At 57.9% G+C, this 19,726-nt stretch carries 17 protein-coding genes and 2 pseudogenes; 6 read left to right on the forward strand and 13 right to left on the reverse strand.

The genetic code is table 11. From position 1 onward, the window contains the following. The first annotated feature begins 232 nt into the window (after positions 1-232). Positions 233-739: a cupin gene (locus AC1D1M_RS05770; RefSeq protein ID WP_477774870.1), complete on the forward strand. Its 507-nt coding sequence runs from the start codon at positions 233-235 to the stop codon at positions 737-739. Between the two features lie 107 nt (positions 740-846). Here AC1D1M_RS05770 and AC1D1M_RS05775 read toward each other — a convergent pair whose 3' ends face one another. Beyond that, on the reverse strand, positions 847-1,179 hold the full coding sequence (locus tag AC1D1M_RS05775; RefSeq protein WP_477774950.1) for a winged helix-turn-helix transcriptional regulator: 333 nt from the start codon (positions 1,177-1,179) through the stop codon (positions 847-849). A 143-nt stretch (positions 1,180-1,322) separates the two neighbouring features. On the opposite strand from AC1D1M_RS05775, the gene AC1D1M_RS05780 reads away from it, so the two are divergent. Beyond that, positions 1,323-1,730 carry a DoxX family protein gene (locus AC1D1M_RS05780; RefSeq protein WP_477774871.1) on the forward strand — a complete coding sequence of 136 codons (408 nt, stop codon included), beginning with the start codon at positions 1,323-1,325 and terminating at the stop codon, positions 1,728-1,730. A 12-nt stretch (positions 1,731-1,742) separates the two neighbouring features. Next, positions 1,743-2,486, forward strand: a complete 744-nt coding sequence (locus AC1D1M_RS05785) for an SDR family NAD(P)-dependent oxidoreductase (RefSeq protein WP_477774872.1) — start codon at positions 1,743-1,745, stop codon at positions 2,484-2,486. Between the two features lie 62 nt (positions 2,487-2,548). On the opposite strand, the gene AC1D1M_RS05790 is transcribed toward AC1D1M_RS05785, so the two are convergent. Both AC1D1M_RS05790 and AC1D1M_RS05795 read right to left on the reverse strand, forming a co-directional pair. After that, the gene (locus AC1D1M_RS05790) at positions 2,549-3,748 is read right to left on the reverse strand and encodes an MFS transporter (RefSeq protein WP_477774873.1); all 1,200 of its coding nucleotides are present in this window, start codon (positions 3,746-3,748) and stop codon (positions 2,549-2,551) included. 50 nt (positions 3,749-3,798) lie between these two features. Further along, positions 3,799-4,848 carry an NAD(P)-dependent alcohol dehydrogenase gene (locus AC1D1M_RS05795; protein ID WP_477774874.1) on the reverse strand — a complete coding sequence of 350 codons (1,050 nt, stop codon included), beginning with the start codon at positions 4,846-4,848 and terminating at the stop codon, positions 3,799-3,801. 165 nt (positions 4,849-5,013) lie between these two features. On the opposite strand from AC1D1M_RS05795, the gene AC1D1M_RS05800 reads away from it, so the two are divergent. Further along, positions 5,014-5,931 (forward strand): AraC family transcriptional regulator, encoded by a 918-nt coding sequence (locus AC1D1M_RS05800; RefSeq protein ID WP_477774875.1) that lies wholly within the window; start codon positions 5,014-5,016, stop codon positions 5,929-5,931. A 360-nt stretch (positions 5,932-6,291) separates the two neighbouring features. Here AC1D1M_RS05800 and AC1D1M_RS05805 read toward each other — a convergent pair. The 10 genes and pseudogenes from AC1D1M_RS05805 to AC1D1M_RS05850 all read right to left on the reverse strand — a co-directional run. Next, positions 6,292-6,569 (reverse strand): annotated as a pseudogene (locus AC1D1M_RS05805) (Arm DNA-binding domain-containing protein); the annotation flags it as partial. 382 nt (positions 6,570-6,951) lie between these two features. Next, a pseudogene (locus tag AC1D1M_RS05810) lies at positions 6,952-7,267 on the reverse strand (transposase domain-containing protein); the annotation flags it as partial. A 93-nt stretch (positions 7,268-7,360) separates the two neighbouring features. Beyond that, a complete protein-coding gene (gene tnpB, locus AC1D1M_RS05815; protein WP_477774876.1) occupies positions 7,361-7,582 on the reverse strand; it encodes an IS66 family insertion sequence element accessory protein TnpB in 222 nt (73 codons plus the stop codon). Between the two features lie 452 nt (positions 7,583-8,034). Continuing rightward, entirely contained in the window at positions 8,035-8,424 is a 390-nt protein-coding gene (locus tag AC1D1M_RS05820; protein ID WP_477774877.1) for a hypothetical protein, read from the reverse strand. Between the two features lie 64 nt (positions 8,425-8,488). Further along, positions 8,489-9,283: an SDR family NAD(P)-dependent oxidoreductase gene (locus tag AC1D1M_RS05825; protein ID WP_477774878.1), complete on the reverse strand. Its 795-nt coding sequence runs from the start codon at positions 9,281-9,283 to the stop codon at positions 8,489-8,491. A gap of 57 nt (positions 9,284-9,340) precedes the next feature. After that, positions 9,341-10,579: a thiolase family protein gene (locus AC1D1M_RS05830; protein ID WP_477774879.1), complete on the reverse strand. Its 1,239-nt coding sequence runs from the start codon at positions 10,577-10,579 to the stop codon at positions 9,341-9,343. 209 nt (positions 10,580-10,788) lie between these two features. Continuing rightward, positions 10,789-12,345 carry a class I adenylate-forming enzyme family protein gene (locus AC1D1M_RS05835; RefSeq protein ID WP_477774880.1) on the reverse strand — a complete coding sequence of 519 codons (1,557 nt, stop codon included), beginning with the start codon at positions 12,343-12,345 and terminating at the stop codon, positions 10,789-10,791. A 21-nt stretch (positions 12,346-12,366) separates the two neighbouring features. After that, entirely contained in the window at positions 12,367-13,497 is a 1,131-nt protein-coding gene (locus AC1D1M_RS05840) for a saccharopine dehydrogenase family protein (RefSeq protein ID WP_477774881.1), read from the reverse strand. A 40-nt stretch (positions 13,498-13,537) separates the two neighbouring features. Next, entirely contained in the window at positions 13,538-14,818 is a 1,281-nt protein-coding gene (locus tag AC1D1M_RS05845) for an acyl-CoA dehydrogenase family protein (RefSeq protein ID WP_477774882.1), read from the reverse strand. Positions 14,819-14,879: 61 nt separating this feature from the next. Then, positions 14,880-15,854, reverse strand: a complete 975-nt coding sequence (locus AC1D1M_RS05850) for an NmrA family NAD(P)-binding protein (protein WP_477774883.1) — start codon at positions 15,852-15,854, stop codon at positions 14,880-14,882. Between the two features lie 161 nt (positions 15,855-16,015). Between AC1D1M_RS05850 and AC1D1M_RS05855 the strand changes: the two genes are divergently transcribed. Together AC1D1M_RS05855 and AC1D1M_RS05860 are read left to right on the forward strand one after the other, a co-directional pair. Further along, positions 16,016-16,870, forward strand: coding sequence for a helix-turn-helix domain-containing protein (locus AC1D1M_RS05855; protein ID WP_477774884.1), 855 nt, complete (start codon positions 16,016-16,018; stop codon positions 16,868-16,870). A 249-nt stretch (positions 16,871-17,119) separates the two neighbouring features. Beyond that, entirely contained in the window at positions 17,120-19,720 is a 2,601-nt protein-coding gene (locus AC1D1M_RS05860; RefSeq protein WP_477774885.1) for a winged helix-turn-helix domain-containing protein, read from the forward strand. Positions 19,721-19,726 lie beyond the last annotated feature (6 nt).

Raw genomic sequence — 19,726 nt, forward strand, 5'->3', positions numbered from 1 at the left:
GCTCGAAGCCCTAAGTATTTTCGCCTTGCTCGTTGGCTCTGAGCATGGGGGCGAAGTATTTTTCAAGCCGGAAAAACGAATGAGCGCTTCTAGCCAGTAGCTGTCTGTCTTAAAGAGTAGCCATCGATTGTGGATTCACTGATGGGTGCAACCGATTGGTTTTAGCTGTCAGCGAGCGTTGTTACGCTCCGGAGATCTTCCAATGATCGGGTCGCAAGCTGGGGCAGTTTCTATGCAAATCCTGATGCTTGAACACAATGGCTGGGTTCCCAATAACCCACGCCTACCTGTACTCATATACCTCAACGCGATTGTAAGTCGGCGCATCGATTTGGCTTCACAGTTTGAGGAAACCTTCGGCGCTAATGGTTGGCCACCGCAATGGCGTAACGGGGTATACGGCTATCACCATTATCATACTGAAGGGCACGAGGTGCTTGGTATCGCCAGCGGCCACGCCCGCTTGATGCTAGGCGGCCCTGATGGCTTTGTAGTTGAAGTCAGGGCAGGTGATGCGTTGCTACTACCTGCTGGTACAGGCCACTGCAACTTGGACTACAGCGACGACTTTCTCGTGGTTGGCGCTTATCCGCCGGGACAGCACGCAGACATATGTTGCGAGGCACCAAGCAAGTCGCAACTTGCGAGTATCGACGAGCTGCCTTTTCCAGATCAAGACCCGGTGAAAGGCGTGCATGGCGCCGTGTGTAAATATTGGGCCGGCCGCCAAATACAGTAGATTTGTGCGCATCGGGGTCAGGTCGACCGGGGCTGGTAACGCAGCTATTGGCGGCGATTTGCGGAGACCTGCTCGGGAGCGGTTATTCGGGCAACAACATTCAATGTCTAACTGCTCCTGGGTTTACGACCCCGCGAGCTTGGTTTCACCGGAACGCTTTTCCCATACTCGCTCCACCATAACGCGAGTGCTTCCATCGTTGGCCCGAGTGCACGGGCCTTTGCCGTCATCTCATATTCGACGCGCGGGGGCACTTCCGCGAAGACTGTTCGCGACACCAGGCCATCGTTTTCGAGCTCGCGAAGTTGCGCCGTCAGCATATGTTGGGTGATACCGCTGATCGCCTTGCGAAGTTCTCCGAAGCGATAGATTCGCTGGTTCAACAACCACATGATTTCCAGCTTCCATTTGCCTGAGAGGAGCGCAAATGCACGGCGCATTTCCTCGTGCATGTTGATCTGATCGTCTTCAATAGTCTGGTTTTCCATACTAAGCCCCACTTTTTCATCCTACTTGTAGCTTTTCATATTAGGCGACATCTTTGACCTAAGTCGACGCATTAACGCTTGCTTAGGAACACCCCATGATTGAAATCTACATTTATTGGATCAGTACGACACTGCTGTCGTTGTTGTATCTGGCCTCGGCGACTCTGTACCTGGTTAAAAGGGAATGGGTTCGTCAAGCACTTGCCGACCTCGGCTATCACGCCAACCTGATTCCGATTCTCATTGCAGTGAAGATCCTGGCGGTGGGCGCCATTCTGTTGCGCATCAACGTGCCTCTTAGCGACCTGGCCTACGCCGGCATGCTTTATCACCTGCTGCTCTCGGCGTTAGCGCACATCAATGTCCGCAAGCCTCGTGGTGCCCTACCGGCGGTTATTTGCCTCGTGTTGCTGGTGGCTTCTTTCCTCACCCAAAACGCTGCACGTGACGTGCAGTCACCCTACGCGCAAGTAACAGCGGCACGCCTAGTAACCCCTAAATAACTGGAGATCCACATGTCCCGACTCAATGGAAAAGTAGCCATCGTCACTGGCGCCGGCCGTGGCATCGGCCGTGCGACGGCCAAGCTGTTTGCAGAAGAAGGTGCGAACGTGGCCGTTGTTTCTCGCACGGCTGAAAATGTCGCGGGTGTCGTCGCCGAGATCCAGGCGGCGGGCGGCATCGCTTTCGGAGTGGTGTGTGATATCGCCGACCCGGATCAGATCAAAAGCACGGTGGAAAAGGTCGTTGCTGAATATGGCCGGATCGACATCCTGGTGAACAATGCCTTCGACCCTTCGGCGGTCTTTTCGTCCGTACTCGAACTGTCGGCCGAGCAATTGCAACGCAATCTGGAAATGGGGCCGATTGGCTATCTGCGGACGATGCAAGCCTGCTACCCACACCTTAAAGCCAGCGGGGAGGGTAGAGTCATCAACTTTGCATCGTTGGCCGGTGTCATCGGCTTGCAGGGTTATGCCCCTTACAACATGGCAAAGGAGGCGGTGCGTGCCCTGACCCGTTCAGCGGCGAGGGAGTGGGGCGCTGACAAGATAACGGTAAACAATGTCATGCCGGTCGCAGACACTTGGGGGGCAGCGGTCAATGCGCCCGCACCCACTAACGCACTTGGCCGTTATGGATCGCCCGAAGAGGATATTGCGCCGGTCGTGCTGTTCCTTGCCAGCAAGGATGCGCAGTTCCTGACGGGGTACAGTCTGACGCCAGACGGTGGCCAAATCATCGACAGCGCACGCTGACGGCTGCGTGCGTATCCTCCACCGAAACCGCAAGACATGCCTTGGCGTGTCTTGCGGTTATTTCAAGCAATGCTTACCGATGCAACAGGCTCCCGCGATGCTGCGCGTGCAGCCAGGAAGGCAAGAACGGCCGCTACGCCTAGCAAAGTGGCGCTCAATTCGAAGGTTGCTTGATAGCCGCTCGAGTCGAAGACCAGCCCGCCAACGGTTGCGCCAGACGCAATAGCGAGTTGGATGATCGCTACCATTAAACCACCTCCCGCTTCAGCAGCGTCTGGCAAAGTTCTCGCCAGCCATGTCCACCATCCCACGGGCGCTGCAGTCGCAACCAGTCCCCATGCGCCAAGCAAGACGGTCGTGGTGGCCGCCGAACTACCGAATGAAACAAGCGCCAGTGCAATCATCGCCATCAAGATCGGGATGACGATGAGAGTTCGATGCAGGCCATTTTTCAAGAACGCTTCAATCAGGAAGGTTCCGGCAAGTCCCGCCAGGCCCAGAACGAGCAACATAAAAGACAGCATGGAGACACTGACGTGCGTGACCGTTTCAAGGAATGGGCGCAAATAGGTAAACAGCATGAACTGGCCCATGAAAAACACACTGACCGCCACCATGCCTAACGCGACCGGTACGCTTTTCATCAACCTGAAGACGTTTCCAGTGTCTGAACCGCTTTGCGATTTCATCGGTGGAAGGCTTACAGACAACCATACACAAGCGACTATCGCGACTGGGATGATGCACAAGAATGCACCGCGCCAGCCAATCAAAGCGCCGAGAAAACTGCCCAATGGTGCTGCAATCACAGTCGCCAAAGCGTTGCCGCCGTTGACGATTGCCATGGCGCGTGTGACTTGGTCATCAGGCATGAGGCGCATGGCGGTTGCCGCTGACAGTGACCAGAAGCCACCAATCGCAACACCGATCAGCGCGCGCCCGATCATGAATACCCCGTAGTTTGGTGCGAACGCGACCACTGTTCCGGAAAGGATCATCAACAGCGTCAGTGAAAGAAGTAGCGGTTTACGGTCAACCCGCGCCGCCACCAGCGGGATAAGAAGGCTGGTGAATAAGGCAAACAGCCCCGAAACGGAAATGCCCTGACCGGCTTGTCCTTCGGTGATATGCAGATCGGCGGCAATTGGTGTCAGCAGGCTGACGGGCATGAACTCCGATGCCACCAGCACGAAGGCGGCGAGCGACATGGCGAATACGGCACCCCATGATTTATGGGGCGCTGGAATGATGTGTTCAGTCATTGTTTGAATCCTGTATTGCGCGAAGCGTCGTAGCCCCGAATCTGAGGCGCTCAATCAACCAATGTGGAGTTGTCGATCACGAAGCGATACTTGACGTCACCCTTGAGCATTCGCTCGTAGGATTCATTTATCTGGTCTGCTCGAACCAGTTCGATGTCGGCGACGATGCTGTGCTCGGCACAGAAATCAAGCATCTCCTGTGTTTCCGGGATGCCTCCGATCATCGAACCGGCAATCGTTCGGCGCTTCATGATCAGGTTGAATACGTTCGGCGAAGGGTGTGGCGAGGCGGGCGCACCGACCAGCGTCAGAGCCCCATTACGCTTGAGCAGAACCAAAAAAGCATCAAGGTCGTGGGGGGCTGCGACGGTGTTGAGAATGAAGTCGAAACTCTTGGTATGTGCAGCCATTTCTTCAGCGTTGCGCGATACGACGACCTCATCGGCGCCTAACGCCTTTGCCGCTTCGCGCTTGGATTCAGAGGTGGTGAACGCCACGACGTGGGCACCCATCGCATGGGCCAGCTTGATACCCATGTGGCCCAGGCCACCGATTCCGACCACACCTATTTTCTTGCCTGGGCCGGCGTTCCAGTGACGCAGAGGCGAGTAGGTGGTGATTCCGGCGCACAGCAGCGGGGCGACGGCAGCTAGTTGCGCCTCGGGATGGCGGATGCGTAACACGTAGCGCTCATGCACCACGATGTTTTGCGAGTAGCCGCCCAGCGTCCAGCCAGGTGCATCCGGTGTCGGGAAGTTGTAGGTACCGACCATCTCATCGCAGTAGTTTTCCAGGCCTGTGTCACAGTCATCACAGTGTTTGCAGCTGTCGACGACGCAGCCGATACCGACCAGATCGCCCACTTTGAAATCCGCTACATGTGCGCCCACCGCCGATACGCGACCGACAATTTCGTGACCCGGTACACAGGGAAATTGCGTGCCTGCCCACTCGGCGCGCACTTGGTGCAAATCCGAATGGCAGATGCCACAGAAGGCGATATCGATCTGAACATCATGGGCTGCCGGCTCGCGGCGATTGATCTGCATCGGCTCAAGGGGGTTGTCGCCAGCGTGAGCGCCATAGGCTTGTACAAGCATGGGAGAGACCTCAAAGGATTTGTCGGATGGACATTTTCCCGGTCAACCAAGGCTCTCTGTAGTGCATTCCACTGGATTACTTGCCTGATTCTATGACTCTCTGCTTTTTTGCAGGACGGTCGGGAGCTGGCGAGTTAGAGTTCAGTGAAGAGGTACAAGACGAATATGACGAACAACCCCGACACAGCTCCTCAACAGACATCGCCACAAGAAAGGCTTGCGCAGATCATCGGCGCGCAGATCTCGCAACCAGGTGATAACGGAACGGCCATTACAGGCCTCGGCTTCTTCAGGCGCGAGCATCCAGCACCGCCCATCGTCTGCATGGTTGAGCCAAGCATCATCCTCGTCGCCCGAGGTGAGAAACAGCTCTGGGTAGGGGGCGAGGGCTACCCCTATGACACGTCGCGATTTTTGATCACCTCATTGGACTTGCCTGCCAATTCAGAAGTGCTGATGGCAAGCCCGGAACAGCCATGCCTGGGGCTGACGTTGAAACTCGATCTGCGCATGTTGGCGGAACTGATAGTGCAAAGTGACTTGCCGCCAACCCGTGATCGCTCAGTTGTGAAAGGGGTAGGAATTGGTTCAGTAACCCCTGCGATGCTGGCCTCATTCGAGCGCTTATTGGCACTGCTCGATGAACCGGAGTCCATCCCTGTTCTGGCCCCCTTGATCCAGCGCGAGATTCACTACCGTCTCTTGCAGAGTGATCAGGCGAGCCGGCTTCGACAAATAACGTCTGTCGATGGCCAAGGTTATCGGATCGCGAAAGCCATCGATTGGCTGAAGTTGAATTACACCTCGGCGCTTCGCGTCGATGAACTTGCGGCCCGTGTGCAGATGAGCACTCCGACCTTTCACCACCACTTCCGCCAACTCACCGCAATGAGCCCCTTGCAGTACCAAAAGTGGCTGCGACTGAATGAGGCAAGGCGATTGATGCTCAATGAACACCAGGACGTATCCAGTGCGGCTTTCAAGGTCGGCTATGAAAGCCCGTCCCAGTTCAGCCGCGAATACAGCCGTCTGTTCGGCGTCCCCCCTAAGAGGGATATTGCGGTGTTGCGAGGGCAGGGGTAGCAACTTCAATGCGTACCAGGGGCTGCAATCGATTCCTACCCCTCATGACGGGCCGGAATCTACCTGACGAAAGCGCTTGGCGATGTCTACATCGCTATGAGGACGCAGCACTAAATAAACCGACTCATGAAGACGGTAGGGTTCCAGTTGCGGCGTACGCTGGAAAAGACAACATCGACTCGGTTGGTGGATGCTCGTAGTTTGAGGACAACACGGCACTGAGTCGATCGCCCAGCAGATGCCACGCACGCTTTTTTTCCTCGGCATAATCGTGATGCCGGTAATGGCGCCTGACACGGGAGCCGGCCAGTACATGAATTTGACAGCGATCGATAACGTCCAGGCTAACCCCCAAATGTGCCTTTGCGATTTTTTGTGCTCGTTGGGATTGATCTGCTCATCAATGAGCGTGCGAGCCTGGTTGCGGGCCTTGCGGATGTCCGTCGGTGATTTGCGCGGCCAGGACCCGCAGGAGTACTCTTTGTTCTGCTCGCCCACCGATAGCGATAGAAAAAGCTGACCGACACGCCGTCCTTGCGGACTGAGATTCGACCGGCCAGATTGCCATCTTCCCTGAGGATTCGGCCGGCATCGTTGGCGGTCAGCGACTCGAGTTCTTTGATGGTGATTTTGGCCATAAAATGGGTTCCCCCTACTTTTACCCCCACAAAAACGTCGGCTCTTGATGGACGTTGCTGGACTCTCGTAGAGCAGAACACCGCTGGAGCTCAAGTAAATACTCGCTTGGAAAAATCCAGAGGGGGATTTTCGAAGCTTTCAAGAAGTATGAAAGAGAAGATGGGGTGCTAGGGGTCGAGTGTTCGAATCACTCCGTCCCTACCATATAATTCAAGGGGTTGCGAGGTTTTTTCTCGCGACCCCTTTTTTATTTTTAGGCGTTTTTACCCCTACAAAACGACTGGCTCTCGGTGGAATCCTCACCTCTTTCGGAGGAGATGGACGAAAGGTTTTTGTGTGCCAATGGTAAGCGTCCGGGCATCCCATCTTGCGTAACCAAGCCGGTTGCCGGCGATGCGGCAACAGCTCCTCGATTTCACTCACCCGCTGCGTAGGTAGGCGAGTGAGGACGTCCTTCAAGTAAACATACGCATCGTGCCCGTTGAGCTTGGCCGACTGGATCAAACTCATCAGCGCCGCTGCACGTTTTCCACTACGTAACGACCCGGCAAACAACCCGTTTTTGCGACCTGGCGCCCGCGGTCGTATGGTTTTCGATGTGGTTGTTGTCTATCGGCACCGTGCTGTCGCTTTGATAACGGTTCAACGCCGCCCAGCGTTTGAGGCTGTAATCCAAGGCTTTGGTAATTCCCAACCCCTCAGACCCAAGGCGCTGCCAGGGAAGACCACACACCAGTGTCTGGAGTTGCTCAGGATTGAGCTCCATCTGGGCGCCATGGTGATAGCTCGGTCAGGAAAACTTCCCTTGGTGCAGGCGACGTGCCGCCAGCCAAATGCCCAGGCCGTCGTGCACCAACACCTTTATGCGATTGCCTCGACGATTGACGAAGAGATAAGTGCAGTGCGGCTGCGCCGCACCGAAGACGGCCACGACACGGGCGAGCGCTTTCTCGGTACCGGATCGCATATCCATCGGCTCGGTGGCCAGCCTGATTGCGTCGATGCGGATCACGGGGCAAGTCCACGGACAAAGCGGGCGCAGCCCTCGGGATCGGAAGATGGCCATTTCACCATGAGTGTTTGCTCGCCAGATGGCAGCTCAATGATCGCTGGTGCTTCAGCCTGTCTTTTCAGTGCGACCTTTACCGGACCAAACGCCGGCAACGTTGCAGGCATTCCTGAACAATCTGGGCCGTGAACTGTTTAGGGGAAGAGTTTCGTTGGCGCATTAAGGGCTATCGCGTCCGCTTAGAAAAGGCGGACACCATCGCCCTTAATTTTGGAGTTCGGTAGGCGTGTTTGCCGTTCGCTTACGTTTGACGTAGCAACACAGATCCTACTCATAAACTCGCCGCTCCTGACGCTCGGTGTAGGGCTTTAAGGCTGTGATTGCCCTCCAATCGCGCAGCTACCTTCACAACAGGAAGCTGCTTTTCGGTAACTTGCTTATCGGTGTGTTTTTTTTCACCACGTAGTTAAACGCTCAGCACACTGGAAATAACGCCAGAACAGTAGTGCATAGACGATGTCACCCGATGCCACTACTGGCAATGGCCAGGGTATGCTGCCCGCCAGCCAGTGACCATAAACCACCACAACAAACAGTACTTTCAGGATTACGCCGAGCAGGATATAGGGACGATACTGCAGCGGATCGCGAGCGATCATCCAATAGGCCCAGCCGAATATGATAACCAGGCACGTGGTGAGTTGAATGAAGAGGGTTGAGGTAGGGGTAATTTGCAGTCCCAACAGTGCAGCTACGGGTCGCAGAGCTACGAGTAATGGAAGACCCGCGAGCACGTTGAAACAAGCGGCAGAAATAAAAAGCTTGCGGGTATAACTGTCGGTCATGGGATTGTTCCTGAGAGGTGGTGACGCCTCGCACCATGCAGAGACATCTTGTAATTTTTGGGTCTCAGCCAAGCAGCTTGAGTAATGCCGGATAACTATTCGGAAATAGCCTGCTTATCCAGAACAAGGTGCTCGACTTGTTCCCCGTGATAATGCGTTTGGTTCCGTTGCGGAGCCCCTTGATGATGTCGCCGGCACAATCCGCCGCTGGCGTCAGTAGCATCTTGTCTGCCAGTGCCGTGAACCTTTCTTCTGTTTTGCCGGCGGCTTTACAACGTCGTCCGGACTTCTCGATATTGGTTCGAATTCCTCCGGGGTGCACACACACGGCGCGTACACCGCTACCTTCGAGTTCCGACCATAATGCTTCGGTCAGACCACGTACGGCGAACTTCGACATGTTGTAAGCGCTTTGCATCGGGAAACCCACCAGGCCAAATACGCTGGAAATGTTGACGATGCAGCCTTCTCGCTGGGCCTGCATCATCGGCAGGAACGCTTTGGTACCGTACAACACGCCCCACAGGTTGATACCGAGTTGCCACTCGTACTCATCGATGGAGGTGTTGGCAACTGTCCCGATGACTGCGGCACCTGCGTTATTGATGACGAAGTGCGCCGTGCCAAAATCTCGCTTCACCTCGTCGGCATGAGCCTGGAAGGCATCCCAGGACGATACGTCCAGGATGTAACCTTTCGCTTTGCTGGCGTCAGGCAATAGCTTCATGGTTTTGTCGAGACCCACCTGGTTGATGTCCGACAGGGCGACATGTGCGCCAGCTTCCACCATCTGGATAGCCAACTCCCGACCAATGCCGGATCCTGCACCGGTGATGACGACTACTTTGTTTTGGAACATGTTTTTTATCCTTCTTGTTTTGATTGGTTTGGCCACTACAAATTTTTCTGACAAGAATTATTTGCTGAGAATGTGGATAGCGACTGCTGCCTCCTCGATACCCTGTAAGCCGCCGCCGTTCTCCTGGATTGCATGGCGTGCGCCATGTACCTGGCGTGCACCCGCCTCCCCGCGCAGTTGCGTCACAAGTTCGTAGAGCTGGCCGATCCCGGTAGCGCCGAGTGGATGGCCTTTCGATTCCAGGCCTCCTGAGGTATTGACCGGGATGCGCCCGCCCAGGGTGAATTCGCCACGTTCAGCCGCAGGCCCGCCCTGACCAAACGGGACCAGGCCCAGGTTCTCGACCTGAATTATTTCGCCCATCGCCGAGGCGTCATGGACTTCGGCGACATGCATGTCTTGCGGCCCCAGGCCCGCCTGTTCATAGGCCTGGTTAGCTGCCAGGCGACCGACGTTCAGTTCCGGCTGATCGAGCCGGCGATGGCTGAAGCTACGGATAACGCTGGCCGCTACCTTGATGCAGCGGCTCCTGTCGGCACCGATGCGTGCGAGTCCTTCCTCGGTGCACAGGATGGCTGCTGCTGCACCGTCCGACAGCGGCGCGCACATTGGCAGGGTGAGCGGGTAGGTGATCGGAGGGGCGGCAAGGATTTCGTCGATACCGAAGGCTTTGCGAAATTGCGAGTAGGGGTTATGGACCGAGTGGGTGTGGTTTTTCGCCGACACCGCTGCGATCTGCCGCTGCGTGGTGCCGTAGGTTTTCATATGCTGGCGGCATAATGCGGCATAGATGGCCATGAACTTACTGTAAGGCTTGTCCGATTCCGACCCGGCGGGCGGCACCACGCCTTCGCCCATTTTCACCAGCGTCTGATAATTCTCTTCGGCTCGAGATACGTCCCAACCAGCCTCGAACAGCGAGAGGGCCTTTAGTTTATCCGGGATGTTCATCTTTTCCGCACCCAACGCCAGCGCGATACTGGCTGTACCGGCCTTGAGGCTTTGCACGGCCAAATTGAAGGCTGAGCTGCCCGAAGCGCAGGCATTCTCGACGTTATAGATAGGAATGCCTTGAATACCGATCTTGCTGAACACGACTTGACCGGGGATCGAGAGCTGGCCTTGCAATGGGCCATTGGTCATGCCGGCATAAAATGCGATATCGAGATCGGCGGCACTGCAGTGGGCGTCCTTCAATGCGCCCTGGAAAGCCTCACGTGCCAAGTCGTCGAGGCTGCGTTCGATGTGGCGACCGAAGACGGTCATGGCGATGCCGGCGATATAGATATTGCTCATTGAAAGTTCCTTATATTCAGTTGGTCAGTGTCCAGTTCGCACCCCACGGCGTGGTTGACGTTGGGTGCGCCTGGGCAGCGGCTTACTGAAGTTGCTGGTCGTTACCAGGTTCAGGCAGGCGTATCTCGGCCACGAGCAGGCCGAGGTTGAGATCGACCTCGATTTTTTCCCGATCGGGTAGTCCGGCGGGCCTGAGATCTGCGGTTGTGTCAGATCTTGCGGGCTGAGTTTTTCCAATACGGCTGACGCAGTTCTTTTTTCAGCACCTTGCCCACCGGACTACGTGGCAGGCTGGTAGTGAAGTCGACAGACTTCGGTGCCATCACGCTGCCCAGCTTGGCTTTGCACAGTTCGATAAGCTCCTGCTCGGTGGTTTCCTGGCCTGGGTTGAGCTCGACCACGGCCTTGACGGCCTCGCCCCATTTTTCATCGGGCACGCCAATCACGGCACAGTCCTGAACGGCCGGATGTCCCCACAGCACTTGCTCGACCTGGCTGGGATAGACGTTGAAACCGCCGGAAATAATCATGTCCTTTTTGCGATCGGTGAGGTGCAGATAGCCTTCGGCATCGATATGGCCGATGTCGCCGGTATGCAGCCAACCGTCGACGATGGTCTCGGCGGTCTTCTCCGGCTGCTTGTAGTAACCCTTCATGATCAGGTCGCCGCGCACGCATATTTCACCGGTTTCACCGCGCGGCAGGATCTGGTTGGTGTCGCTCATCACTTCGACGCGGACCAGCGGGTTAGGGCGGCCGACCGAGGACAGGCGTTCGTCGTCGGCGAATTGGTCACCCACCAGATGCTCGTCAGGACGAAAGTTGGCGATGCTGGCCGGTGCTTCGGTCTGACCATAGCCGCCGGTCATGACCGGGCCGAAAATCTCGATAGCTTTCTTCAGCTTGTCTACCGACATCGGAGCAGCGCCGTACATCAGGTACTTCACCGAGGAGAAGTCCAGCTTCTCGATACCGGGAATTTCCAACAGCCTGTAGATCACCGTTGGCGGCAGAAAGAGCTCGCTGACCTTGTGCTGCGCAATGGCGTTCAACATCAATGCCGGATCGGGTTTGGTAATAACCACTACAGTGCCACCTTGCGCCGTGCAGGGTACGGACAACAGGCCGGCAGTGTGGGTCATCGGTGCAGCAGCCATATTCACCGGCTTTTCACCATTGCGATAAGCACAGGTCAGCATGAAGTGGGCGATGAACGTCTGCACGCTGCGGTGGGTGTTCATCACTCCCTTTGGCGTGCCCGTAGTGCCACCAGTGGGGGAGACCGCCACCACGTCGTCCATGTCATAGGCGACTTCGGGACGACTCGCCGGCTGGCCGGCACTCCATAGCTCCAACGAGGGTGCATCGACGGCGTCGGCATCGATACAGATCCAGTGCTTGATCTTCGGCAGCCTGGGCCGTAGCTCGGTGATGATTTGCGCGAAATCGTTCTGGTAGAACATCACCTCGCAGTCGAATGCGTCGAGGATGTAGTGATTCTCTTCGCTCGAGTTGCGCGCGTTGACTGGAATCCAGGTCATGTTGGCGCGCCATAGACCCAGTGTGCAGGCCCAGGCGGTGACGTCGTTACCTGACCAGACGGCGCCCTTGGTTTCCTTCGGCAAGCCCAGTGCGAGCAGCTTGTTGGCGATGCGACACGAGAGCTCGCCGATTTCGTTGAAGGTGTAAGAGCGCTCGCCCTGGATGTAGGCGACCCCGGCAGGGTTGATGCCCCAGCCGCGATCGTAAAAGTCGATGATGGCCATAAGTGGTTCCTGTGCCGGTAATCAGAGTTTGCTAACGGTGGCACGGGCCAGGCCGCGCTCTTCCAGGAAGCCGAGCAGATAGCGGTGTCCAAAAGCCTTGGAGCCGGAAGCGAAGCCGACCTTGTTGGTGTCGCCGTCGAGCAGCTTGACTGCCGCCGCGGCCTGTAGGGCACCGGTGGAAATATAGGGTGTGACGCCATGCACGGTAGCGCGCACGGCGGCCAGGTGACCGCGGCCGATAGCGATGTCGACGCTGCGTTGCAAGGTGGTGCGTTCGCGGGGCGGCATGCTCGGTGTGGTGGCCTCTACCAGGCTCCTCACCACCGCGTCCTGCTGCTCCTTGGACAAGTGCTTGTATTCCGCTTCCCACTTCTGGCTGAGGCCATGCACCATCGGCATCACATTGTTGTCGTAGAAACCGACCGCGGAGGTGCAGGCGCGCACGCGCGGATCATGCTCGAAGTAAATCGGCAGCGAGGTGCCCCCCCAAGGCAGGCAGAAAACCGGCTGCATGAAGTTGGGGTCGACAATGTTGAACGAAGCGGTGGCTGGGTGCTGCACCAGCTTGTTTTCCCACAGGTAGAACTGCTCCCGGTGGAACAATTCGAAAATCGAGGCCGCCGAGCCCAGGCTGACCCCTGCGACATCACGCGGGCCGCGGCACAGAGCGGCGGTTTCCAGTACGTCGATGCCGGGGGTTTCCAGCGCCAGTTCGGCGGCGATCTCGGAGAAGCTGAACATGTAGGACAGCGATGGCGAAACCAGCAGTCCAGCCTGACGATAGAGCTCGCCAAATTGCTCGCGAACCTGACGGACATAGCTTTGCTCGCCGGTGGTATCTATGTGGTGGCAGCCGGCCTTGAGCGCGGCTTCAACGGTGGTCAGACCGAAGTTGACGAAGGGGCCGACGGTGTTGCAGACCACCTTGGCCCCCTTGAAGGCGGCGCTCAGCGACTCGACGTTGTGCTCGGCCTCGATGATTTCGTAGGTCGCGGACTCCAGCCGTACCACCCGTTGCGCCATCATTTCCTGCGCGCGCTTGGCGTTGCGCGCCACGGCGGTGAAGGGGATGTTCTGGTCGATCAGCCAGTCCATGGTCAACATGCCGGTGTAGCCACTGGCGCCATAGACAACTACGGGATACTTAGCCATTTCTATTGTCTCCAAAGTTTATTGTTAGTCGGGTTTGGGATCAGTACCGGGGCCAGCCGTCTTCGTAGAGCTCCTGGACAAGGAAGCCAAGGCGGGTGGTGAGCATCATGTTCTCGCCGTCCTCGATCAGCGCGGCGCGGGCATCGCGGAACAACTTCTCCATGGGGTACTCGCGCGTCAGGCCGTTGCCACCAAACAGCTGCAAGGCATCGCTGACTACGCGCATGGCCTCTTCGGTCACGGTGACCTTGCTGGAAGCCGTGGCACAGGGGTGCCCCTGCGGGGACAGGCGCGCATAGGCCAGGGAGCGGCGGGCGACAGCCCGGCAAAGCTCGACACGACGCATCATGTCGCCGATGCGGTAGCGGGTAAGCTGGTGGTTGATCAGCAGTTGGCCACCCTGCTTGCGCTCATGGCAGTAGGCGAGGGCCAGTTCGAAGGCGGAACGTGCCACGCCGGTGAACCATTGCGCCATGTGGGTGCCAGCGAACGACCAGGTCGAAACGACGTTGCCGTAGTACTCGTCCTGCAGGGCCACGGCGAAGCGCTTGGGAATCCGCACGTTGTCGAAATACACTTCGCCCTGCGGCAGCGCGCGTTGGCCGATCTTCTCCAGCGGCTTGCCCTTGCTGACACCGGGCAAGTCCAGCGGCACGATTACGGAGATGCCATAGGGCAAGCCATTGGCATCGTAGAAGCCGTTGCCATAGTCGGCGGTCATGTAGGCCAGAGCCACCTGGGCCACCGCGCCGTTGGACACCCAGGCCGAGCACTGGCCGTTGATGACGATCTCGTGCTCGCCGACCTTGGCGAAGAGATTGCCCTTGTTGCCCAACTGCCCCGGCACCCAGTCGCGCTGCAAGTCGAAGGCGCTGACGTCAGTGCCCTTGTCCGGATGGGTGATCATCCAGCAGCCGATTTTCCCGGCACTCAGATCGATCAGCTCCTGGTTCCCTACGGCTTTGGCCATCTCGTTCGGGAAGGTGCTGACGCCCAGGGAAACCGCCAGGCCGGCATCGCCCCAGCCCATTTCCTCGCCGATCATGGACTCGACGCGTACAGCCGTTTCCGGCGGCAGTTCGGCCAGCAGATCGGAATCCAGGCCCAGCTTGGCGGCTTCGCTGAACATGCTGTAGTACGGCGAGCCGGGGGCGACCGCCTGCTCTGCGGTCATCTTGTCGAGTTCCTGGCCGAGGGGACGCATGAAATCCTTGGCAAAGCGATGCACGCTGTCCTGGATGCTGCGCTCGACCTCGTTCAGGGGCGTTTCAAAGCCGGTTATTGAAATGTCAGGCAGGTTGATCCGGTTACTTAGTTTCATGATGGGCCTCGTCATATCACTCGGTTTTTCTTATGGCCTGCACTCTGGTTTTCGAGACGCGTCAGGCGTCGGCCGGCAGTTCGCCGGCGGCGATCAGCGTGGCGCGCGTGGCCTCGACGAAAGGCTCTACGGTGTCGACGAACAGCTCTTGCAGCGGCGTCCCCTTGAACTCGGGGAGGAAGGTCTTGTTCCAGTGGCCGCACAGCGACATGCCCGCTGGGGTATCGACCATGGCGACGCCGATCGCCAGCAGGGTCTGGATGGCACCGGGACGGGAAGCCGCGTAGGCTGCGCGCCACTGCTCGGGCGTCAACTCGTTACGCTCGATCGGACGACCCACGGCCTGTTCGCGCGCGGCCAACAGCTCGTTCCACGAACACCAGGCCGTGGCCGCGACTGGACAGATCGCATTGCGCGAGGCCGGGTGGGCCAGCACATGCGGGATGATGCGGCCGACATCCGCGCCGGTCGACCAGGCCAGCTTGGCGTCGGGATCACCCATCACCATCACCGGCTCGAGCATGTAGTACTCGATCCAGGCACCGGCCGGAATGATGGTGTAGTCCATGCCGGCCAGTTCGATCATGCGCCGGATGAACGCCTTCTGCCGGGCCATCAAGCGGTGCGTGGTGTCGGTCTGCCAGAACTGTTCGAATTCATAGATCGCGCCGTACTCGGATGGCACGAAGCGTTCGACCCCGGCTTCCTTGGCGGCAAAGATCAGCGGCATCTGCGATTCGGTGGCGTAGAGGGGGACGCAGGACACCAGGTAGTCGGTGCCGCGCAGCGCCGGGACCAGCGCTTCGGCAATGGTGACGTCGACTTCCTTGATGGTCACGCCCTGACGCGCCCATTCGGCGTACTGCAGCTGTTTTTGCGCCTCGCTCTTGCTGATGCCCGACGATGAGCGTTCCACCTGGCCGGAGCGGCGCGCCAGCACATTGACATTGACCAGGCCCTGGCGAATGAACTCATTGACGCAGGCGACGCCGGCAGTCCCGGTGGCGCCGAATACAGTGACGGTCTTCTTGCTCATGCTGTTCTCCTGGCTGTGATCAGTCATGCGGGCGGGCGGTTGTGCCTGCCTCGCATTAAGGCGAGTGGCGAAATATTTGGCCGATTATTGTTCTTCCCGGCATCGACAACTCACCTGAAAAGCGGTCATATTTGTCAAAATATGCTCATCCCGAGATGCCCATGAATCCGCAACAACAGGTCCATGAAACACTGGGATTACCCTTGCTGGGCGGCGTGGTGTGCAGTGAAATCCCGTTGTATGCGGAGCGCTATTTCCTGCATACGACTGATCTATCCGTCCCGCCCGTTGACTTCATGGCCCTGCTGACCCAGTTCGGTGGCTCGCGGGCTGATGAGGGGGCGGGGGGCGAGTTGCGCTCAACATCGATGCCCCGCTTGTCAATGCTGCTGCCTGCAGGTTGTGCCACTCAATGGCACTATTCCGGCAGCATTGATTTCGCGGTTTTTTATCTGCCCGATCGCACTGATGGCGTGTTTCGACAATTGCGTGAGCTATGCGCTGGCGCGCAGGCACCATTGCCCGTCAGTGATGGTTTGGTGAGCGCAGCGGCCCGGCAATTGATGGATGAGCTAAGTCTTGGGAAAGGGGCTGATCAGGGGTTCATGGCAAGATTGGCCATGGTCATGCTTGAGCAGGTGTATCGTGCGCTACGAGTTGACGCGAGCAGAGGTATTTATCCGCCGCATATTCATCTGGCGCGCCTGCATACAGTACTGGTCTTCATTCGCGAAAATCTGGGGCAGGAACTCTCGATCAGCACACTGGCTGGCCAGGCGGGTGTCAGCCCGGCTCATTTCCGGCGGCTGTTCCAGCGCGCCATGGGTATGCCGCCCCATCGCTATGTAATGAATGTACGACTGGAACATGCACGTGATCTGCTCATGCAGACCGATCTACCCATTTTGCATGTGGCACTGGAGTGTGGTTTCAGCTCTCAGAGCCACCTGACTGCAGCGTTCAAGGTTGCGCACGCCAGTACACCGGCTGAATACAGAGCCCTGGCTGGAAGGTAGCGGATTCTTTTGCGTGGCGAGCAGGTCACTGCACCGAAAGTACGCAAGCGGCTTGCATTGGATTGCACCGGGGTTCAAACCCCCGGACTATTCCATGGTAGTGTTCGACCGTTTGGAACTGTATCCAGCGACCTTCAGACGCTCCTTGGGTAGGCGTCTCTCAACCACCAGGGTCTGAAAGAAATGGATTGCATAGAGCCCCAACTGATCCTCAAAACGACACCGCCGCGTAGTCAGAAATCATCACGGATGCGAAACCGCCTGGGTATTCATACCCAGGAACTGACAGACAAAGTGGTGATCGCCGTTCAAGCGCCGGCAGGCTTCGGCAAAACCTTTCTGCTGACCCAATGGCGCCGTGAATGTTTGTCTCAGGGGGCCGTGGTGGCCTGGATGACGCTGGATGCACAGGATGATGGTGCGCGTTTTGTCCAGGGGCTGGGAGTTGCCATGGCAATTGGCAGCGGTCGGCCGTCGTTTGCCCGCGCATTCGAGCCTATTGCGGGATTGGGGCGTGACGAACAGGAAGGGCTGACGCAGTGGTTGGCGGAAGTGGCCGATCTGGGTAGCGAAACCGTATTGATTCTGGATGAAGTGGATACCCTGCCCGAGCTGACGATCCGTTACTCCCTGACGTACCTGTTGCACAACGCGCCGGCCAATTTGCGCATCATCATGGCCTCTCGGGTACGGTTGAATCTGCAGGTAGCGGACCTCGCGGCAAGAGGGCTTTTCACGACGATCATGACTGCGGCTTTACGGCTGAATGTGGAAGAGGCGATCGCCATCCTCAATGACCGTTTCGGCACAAGGGTTGATGCCGACCTCTGCGTGCGGCTGCACGAGATAACCGAAGGCTGGCCGCTTGGCCTGCAATTAGCGATTTCGGCGTTGGAGAAGAGCCCGAATCGGAGTGCGGCAGTCGAAGAGTTGTCGACTTGTCGGGGTGATATCCAGCGTTATTTCGTCGACAGTCTGGTCGCACATCTTCCGCAGGAGCAGGTTCACTTTCTGACCGGCATTGCATTGTTGGAAATGGTCCAGCCCTTGTTATGCGAGGCGCTGACGGGCAACGCTCGCTCGGGTGAGTTGCTGAAGGAATTGTGTGCCTCGACACCGATTTTTGTTGAAAGTATCGACAGTGACTGGGTGCGCATCCATCCATTGGCGCGGGAATTTCTCCTCGGCCGTTTTGCCGACTTGCCGTTGGAGGAGCGTCAGGGTTATCACCGGCGCGGCGCTGTGTGGCTGGAACACCACGGTTTCCTGGAGCAGGCCGCCCGGCAATATCTGTTGGCGGGCATGCCCCAATCGGCCTATACGTTGATCGGCAATTGCCTGTACGAAGTCATGTTGCAAGGGCAGTTCAGCCGGGTGCTGGAGTGGGTCGAGGAGCTTGGCCCCGCTGACGTGTTGTCGCATCCGCGCATCTGCCTGGCGGCGGCCTGGCCATTGGCAATGGGAGAGCGTCAGGCAGAAGCGGCGCAATTGATTGCTGCTATTGAACAGCATCCGTCCGCCGACGAGGCGACACGTTGTGAAGCTGCCGCCATCGCCGCCGCAGCCGCCTACTTTGCGGACCATCCGGATCAATCGTATGAACTCATCATGCCTTGGGTCGATCGATTGCCTTCATTCTCAATCAAGGTGCAAGCCATTGTCGCGAGCCAGATCGCCCGGCTGACGCTGTTGCAGGGACAACCGGAGAAAGCCCGACGAATCCTTCAGCGAGCACCGCGTTACGCGGGTAGTCCTGGCCTTGATGCCATTCGCGGGTATGGCGAGTGGGTGGTCGGTCTTGCTTATTTATACGAGGGTCGAATGGTGTCGGCGCGCACGGCGTTGCACGACAGCCTGTTGCATGCCGAACAGGACATCGGTCGGCGCAGTCCGGTGGCGGTCATTTTAGCGAGCGCTCTGGCGACGGTGTTGCTGGAACAGGGGGAAATTCAGGAGTCCGCTACGGTGCTGGCGAACAGGCTGGATATCGTTGAGCGATTGGCGTCCCCCGATGCCATTGTGCAGGGTTTCCTCGCCGCCGCTCGACTGGCCTCACTCCAGGGGCAGGGGCATCGCGGGCAGGATCTGCTCGAGGCGTTATTCGCCCTTGGAGAAGAGCGAAATATTCCACGATTCTGCATTGCCTCCCTGGGAGAGCAGATACGCCTGCATGCCTTGCAGGGACGCAGCGATACCTGTCAGGCATTATGGCGACGGCTGGACAGTTTCACGCCGGTTATTGCCCGTGAGCGAGCAGGGTTGCTGGGTCCGGAACTGGACTTGCTGGCCGGGGTAGCCAACGCTTATGCCTTACTGGCCCAACGTGACTGGGAGGCTATGCTGGCGGTGCTGGACAAGGTTGGCGAAACAGCCGAATACCTGCGTCGTGGGCGAGACATCGTACAGATCAAGCTGCTCAGGGCACTGGCACTTCGGGCGACGGGACAGGGCGGCACTGAGTATTTGCTGGAGGCTGTCAGCCTCGCGCAAGAAAACGGTATGTTACGCGTAGTGCAGGACACCCATCCGGACCTGATCAAATGGGAGCAGACGCTCCAGGGTGAAACGGTCCCATTGCTTGCGGCGACCTCTACGCCCGCACCTGTTCCGCGACCGGAATCCACCCCTTTGAGCGTGTCCCCGAGTCGTCTCTTGACGCCCAAGGAACGCGAGGTGTTGCAGCTGTTGGCTCGCAACCTGTCCAACAAGCAAATCGCCCTGGCGCTGAATGTTGGTGAGGAAACCGTGAAGTGGCACCTGAAAAACCTGTTTGGAAAATTCCAGGCCGGCACAAGACAGCATGTAGTCGCGCGTGCATACATGCTGGGAATTCTCGAGACAGCGGGCTAATGCGGG

The organism is Pseudomonas sp. P1_F7 (assembly GCF_056405655.1).

What these genes read in the sequence shown, in the direction of transcription:
- AC1D1M_RS05790 (WP_477774873.1), bottom strand. Translation starts at nt 3,748, where the DNA reads ATGACTGAACACATCATTCCAGCGCCCCATAAATCATGGGGTGCCGTA.
- AC1D1M_RS05820 (WP_477774877.1), bottom strand. Translation starts at nt 8,424, where the DNA reads ATGACCGACAGTTATACCCGCAAGCTTTTTATTTCTGCCGCTTGTTTC.
- AC1D1M_RS05850 (WP_477774883.1), bottom strand. Translation starts at nt 15,854, where the DNA reads ATGAGCAAGAAGACCGTCACTGTATTCGGCGCCACCGGGACTGCCGGC.
- AC1D1M_RS05825 (WP_477774878.1), bottom strand. Translation starts at nt 9,283, where the DNA reads ATGTTCCAAAACAAAGTAGTCGTCATCACCGGTGCAGGATCCGGCATT.
- AC1D1M_RS05845 (WP_477774882.1), bottom strand. Translation starts at nt 14,818, where the DNA reads ATGAAACTAAGTAACCGGATCAACCTGCCTGACATTTCAATAACCGGC.
- AC1D1M_RS05830 (WP_477774879.1), bottom strand. Translation starts at nt 10,579, where the DNA reads ATGAGCAATATCTATATCGCCGGCATCGCCATGACCGTCTTCGGTCGC.
- AC1D1M_RS05860 (WP_477774885.1), top strand. Translation starts at nt 17,120, where the DNA reads ATGCGAAACCGCCTGGGTATTCATACCCAGGAACTGACAGACAAAGTG.
- AC1D1M_RS05785 (WP_477774872.1), top strand. Translation starts at nt 1,743, where the DNA reads ATGTCCCGACTCAATGGAAAAGTAGCCATCGTCACTGGCGCCGGCCGT.
- AC1D1M_RS05770 (WP_477774870.1), top strand. Translation starts at nt 233, where the DNA reads ATGCAAATCCTGATGCTTGAACACAATGGCTGGGTTCCCAATAACCCA.
- AC1D1M_RS05780 (WP_477774871.1), top strand. Translation starts at nt 1,323, where the DNA reads ATGATTGAAATCTACATTTATTGGATCAGTACGACACTGCTGTCGTTG.
- AC1D1M_RS05855 (WP_477774884.1), top strand. Translation starts at nt 16,016, where the DNA reads ATGAATCCGCAACAACAGGTCCATGAAACACTGGGATTACCCTTGCTG.
- AC1D1M_RS05800 (WP_477774875.1), top strand. Translation starts at nt 5,014, where the DNA reads ATGACGAACAACCCCGACACAGCTCCTCAACAGACATCGCCACAAGAA.
- AC1D1M_RS05775 (WP_477774950.1), bottom strand. Translation starts at nt 1,179, where the DNA reads ATGCGCCGTGCATTTGCGCTCCTCTCAGGCAAATGGAAGCTGGAAATC.
- AC1D1M_RS05840 (WP_477774881.1), bottom strand. Translation starts at nt 13,497, where the DNA reads ATGGCTAAGTATCCCGTAGTTGTCTATGGCGCCAGTGGCTACACCGGC.
- AC1D1M_RS05795 (WP_477774874.1), bottom strand. Translation starts at nt 4,848, where the DNA reads ATGCTTGTACAAGCCTATGGCGCTCACGCTGGCGACAACCCCCTTGAG.
- AC1D1M_RS05835 (WP_477774880.1), bottom strand. Translation starts at nt 12,345, where the DNA reads ATGGCCATCATCGACTTTTACGATCGCGGCTGGGGCATCAACCCTGCC.